Here is a 4,853-nt window from a genome sequence, read left to right as displayed (position 1 = left end):
CTCTTCGGTCACATAATCATCCAGCACCTCCGGCAGCAGCGTGCTTTGGGTGCGGTGCTCTCCTTGGATAAATCGCTTCATCAACGCTCCTTAACGTGGATTCGACTTTTTATATAACGCTTGAGAGATATTTCTGTTTACCTCGTTGACAGATTTTTTGAATTATTTTTTATTGCTTTTTAGGGTGCGTTTTTACACAGCCTCTGCCGACACCAAGCAGATGCCGACATACGGCACTGTCGCCTGTCCTGCGCATAGCGGGCACACACGGCCGGCAAACAATAAATTAAAAAAATCAAATTAGCAATTTTATTATTCTATGACTGCTGGGATCGGATTGCAGTCGTTGAGGCTTTTCAGTGGTTGCCAGGACGGTGCCCTATTCAGCCATACGGCTTTCCGGACACCGGACATTCAAATTGATCTGCGCAATTCATTTTCAAGCTTGCTAGATTTGATAGCTAAGCGATTTCGAGTTGCATCCAGCCGCCTGTTGAACTGCAAATTTTCGTTACCATCCTGGAGTCATTAGTGGCATTTCCGGTTCGCTCCAAAGCCCGCTTGCAAGCCCAAGAAAAGCTTCAGCTCGAACAAGCCGGTCAGCAAGTTTCGCTATATCTTCGGCGGCTTGGGTCTGATCTCCATTACGAACCCTCTCCCGCGCAACAAACTGCAACTTCATTCCTCGATTTGAACACGTTTCCGGAACAGAGTTAAACGCGAGTCTCAAAGCTGAAATCGCTTCATCGTGACGGCCATGATTTGCAAGAATTTTTGCACTTCGTAAAAAACCTGTATTTCGCTCACATTCATTCAATTTTCCCAACAAGGTCTCCGCATCTGCAAGTGAACGGAGCGAAAATATGGCTGCTGCCGTGGATATGGCATCGATCCGTTGGTTGTAGTTCATTTGAAAAGTGGCCATTTCCTGAACCTCGTCGGCGAGTATCCAGGCTTCGTCCAATTTGCCTGCGCTTACAAGTTGAATAGCATCTATCAGCATTGCGCGAGCGCGCTCACCGACATTGTCAATGTGGCTGATGGATTTTTTTGCAAGGATGTGTTTTTCCTTTTTCGCCGCAATTTCTGTGATGCGCAATAGTGCCTTATCCCGTAGGACTGACATTGATATTCCCTGCGCAGTCACTATTGCGGCTTCGATAGCGTTTGTCCGTGCCTGTGCTCCTGAGAGAGCGGATTGCGCCATATCATGCGGATAGCCAATCGGTAATGTAGACGCAAGCTTTTCTGCATTAGAAAGGTCATCATTGCCCGAAAAACCCTGCACGAGAAATGCCAGCGCTAAATCTCGATCACCGCATGCAGGTAAACTAGATGTCCGCTTCAGTTCTTCGGCATCGACACCTTTCTCATGCGACGTATCGTCCCGGTGCCTACAGTTTTTTCCCTGAAGGTCCACCAACCGGAATGCGTTCTTACGATCACCAGCTGTTGCTGCGTTGACTGCTATTTCATTTAATACAAATTCACGAGACATAATATGCAATGGATCTGTTGGCGTTCCAATCTGAATTGCGAAAGCTATGGCTTGGTCAAAAAATTCTCGGGCAAGATTTAATTTTCCCGCTCTTGTCGCTACAAGGGCGGTACTCCCTAGGACTTCGGCTTTGATTCCAACATCCTGTATGGAATTTATCGCGACCGAGGCGTCCGTAAATTTTTCTGCTGCGGCGTAGGAGCCAGCAACCAATCGCAACGCTTCATCGTGCCATTTCAGGTCCGCGTTCCTTTGCCATCCCTCACGTCGGTTTGCCAATTCGCCGATAGCCGTAATAGTTTGTTGGGCTTGGTCTAGGTTCCCAAGTAGAACTTGCTCGCGCGAAATTTGGAAAAGGCCATGCGCGTGGTTACTATCCATTGGGTCGCTGAAAATGATATCTACAGCCGCTGCCGCGTCACCTGCTACTACGTTGGCTGTTGCAAGACTCACATATGGACCATCCCCAACATGGTCTGACTTGGTCTTGAGCATAAAATCACGTGCTATTTTGAGGGTTTCACGCGCACCGCCTTCATCGCCCGCTTTAACTTGGTATTCAGCGATTTTCGTAAGTAGGTATTGGTGTTTAGCGATTTCAGACGGTTCGGCTTTCGAAGCGAGACTACCTGCTTCGCTCAGATACCGTGCCGCAATGGCATCCCGATCATTATTTGCTGATTGTGCTAGCGATGCCGTTGAAATGCACACAATCGAAACCACGGCTGTCGCAATTACCTTGGAAAGGTTCCCGCCACGTACCTTTAAAAAAACTGTGATGATCATCGCAAGCCATATTCGAACATTGTTCGCCTTGTTCTTTATCATTGTTGGAGGGTCGAAAGGAGTCGTCGACTAAAGCGTAGCGCCCCCCGCGTATCGTGGTGCGAAATTCTTGAAAATAAAACACCACTTCGGTGTCGCTAGTCAAGGTCGGGTTAGTGCCGGATTCAGCCTTATTTCATTTAGAACTAATAACTAACTCAGCCCCAAGCAGGTGAAGCATCTCCGCGCCATTCGGAAGCAATCTTATTTCACCTTTCGAAGCAGAACACTCACATACTATTCGAGCGCCAGCCTCAACTGCCGATTTTAGTACCCGTCGTTCGTTTTTCACCATCCCCCACAACCAAACCAGATGTGCATTGAGTGATTCATCGCTGCCAAGCGCGGATGACATGATAACTGTGCCATTCTCAATCTTTGAACCGGGGAGCTTGTCACAAACAATTCGAGCATGCTCGCCGGCAGCTATTACTTTTAGTATTGCCCGAGTCATTGTTTCCTCATAATTTTCATCTCAGATTCATTGTTGACTCGACTGTCGCGTTTGTGCCGACAACCGTCAATGACGTGGCTGTCACGATACCATATACATATCTCAGTAAGCCAGTTGTTACTGCACACGAATTGAACTACCGGCGAGGTCAAGATAAACTTTATACCGATCAAAAAACTCGCGTCCGATAATGCCGTCTGCATGAAATTTTTCTGGCATTTCCATGAGAATCGGCGAAAATTCTGAACCGGATAAAAGCGTCAATGAAATTTTGCGGCATTCCTCGCCTGGGTGAAAGTGAATGTTGCAATGTGTTGTTGATTCACTCTGTTCGACACTTTGACTTTTTACAATCGAAATCGTCGATGGCGAATCCAGTACCAGTCGATATGAGCGATTTGTGCTCCGCATCGCGACAATTACGCCTTCATGGCCGCGCTCAAATGGCAATATCGTCCAACCAACCACATCTGCAGGAATGCTCGTCTCGGCACTCCATATGATGATGCGCCCCCCGGAATAGTCGAACAGTACTTTCTTGTTTTCAAAGAACTGCAAACCAATTACGGACCTGTGTGGTGGTCCACTTGAACCTTCCGCAGTGATTCCCCATGGCGTATGCATGCGGCCGCGCGTTTGGCCAAAGTGCATACCATCGACCACAAGGTCTGCAATCAAGATTTCATCGTTCTCGACCACCTTGCCACTCAAGTCGAAGCTTTTGACGATTTTACCTGTTCGCGTCACCTCGGGGATGGCGCTTTCAATGTCCGGATCCAGATACAAGGCATCGGATGCGCCAGTGTCAAGTGTAAACTGCAAATCTCGACCATCGATATGCAGAGTCACAACCGGAATGTTCTGCTCGAATTTTAAAGGCAGAACGATCTTCTCCGCGCCTTGGCATAGACAGATGGGGGAAATTACAAGGAGTACAAAAAGATGACGAATTCGCTGAGCAGCTTGCATAGATTTCTATCTTCTAATTAAATCTCAAATAATGCCCCTAAGTCGGCAATGTGCAACCTGTCTTTTGAACGTAAACCGCCAACAATTCTGTTCAACATCCAGTACTTTTTTGAATGCAAGATTCCATGATTTTTATTATGGGGTCAGTCAGCGACCTTTGTTCTTTTGCTAGTCTCATGCGCAAAACAATTATGTTGGGGCCTTCAGACTCAGGGCTTAGCGCAGCGACACCGCGAATAGACTGGTCTGATTTTGCAAACATTCCGGTCCCGAAACCATCTAGATTGGCTGGAGTAGTAAATTCCACCATTCTGTCACTAACCTTATTTATTACATCTTGCGGATATGGTTTCGTTTCTATATTGGATTGTGTCAATTTTTCGTCTTTGACATATTGGATGAATTCCTTCATGACATCTGGAAAAAATCGAGCAGATATTTCGGCGACTTCAAATCGACCAGACGTTTCCCCATCTCGCCCCATAATGACCACCCCTTCCGCTGAGATAGGGTGAGGTGGGAAAGTTGCAGGAGGTGCAGTCGGTGTAACAATTAAAAATGACCCGTTAGAGCCATACCAGAGACGGCATTGCCATCCCTTTGGAGCGAAAGTGCCCGGACCAAATTCACCCCTGTAGTAAGCCAAGCGACTAGCAACCTTCGATTCGACTTTCACCAATACGGGCGTACCTTCTGGAGGAGGAACGGGTCCGGTTTGGCCATCACCAGGGCAACCAACAAAGACAACTGAAGCACCTGCGGTATCGGCATTCGCTTCTTCCGTAAAAAATATTAGTGATACAGAAAACGTCATGGCAAGGAATAATTGAGCGGCCGACATTTTTTCTCCAGTTATTACAAAATTAACGACGACAATTAACCTGCCAAGTCTAATGATATTGGTACCAAACCGATATACCCTATTTAAGTCATTTTGATTCGAATTTCTGTCAATTGAGAAGCTAAGCGACTGTCAACTTTGTGCCGAGGCCGTGTAAAAACAAGAATTCGCGCTGCGACCTAATTTTTCCATTCAAACGACTTTTTAAAGCCGCTCAAGACGCGTCAGTTTAATCGGAAATAGTCCTTTTGAGCATCCCATTTTTT

3 protein-coding genes are annotated in these 4,853 nt (G+C 46.8%); all 3 read right to left on the bottom strand.

Going from position 1 to position 4,853, the window contains the following annotated elements; translation table 11 throughout:
* Positions 1-511 precede the first annotated feature (511 nt).
* Entirely contained in the window at positions 512-2,326 is a 1,815-nt protein-coding gene (locus S2091_RS23595; protein ID WP_133166976.1) for a hypothetical protein, read from the bottom strand.
* Between the two features lie 568 nt (positions 2,327-2,894).
* Positions 2,895-3,746, bottom strand: a complete 852-nt coding sequence (locus tag S2091_RS23585; RefSeq protein ID WP_105534426.1) for a hypothetical protein — start codon at positions 3,744-3,746, stop codon at positions 2,895-2,897.
* A 91-nt stretch (positions 3,747-3,837) separates the two neighbouring features.
* On the bottom strand, positions 3,838-4,587 hold the full coding sequence (locus tag S2091_RS23580) for a hypothetical protein (protein WP_105534425.1): 750 nt from the start codon (positions 4,585-4,587) through the stop codon (positions 3,838-3,840).
* Between the last annotated feature and the right edge of the window lie 266 nt (positions 4,588-4,853).

The organism is Solimicrobium silvestre, assembly GCF_002976435.1.
GTDB classification, from domain to species: Bacteria; Pseudomonadota; Gammaproteobacteria; order Burkholderiales; family Burkholderiaceae_D; genus Solimicrobium; species Solimicrobium silvestre.
The sequence above is the reverse complement of the archived record's forward strand: the minus strand, read 5'-3'. Positions and strand labels throughout refer to the sequence as shown.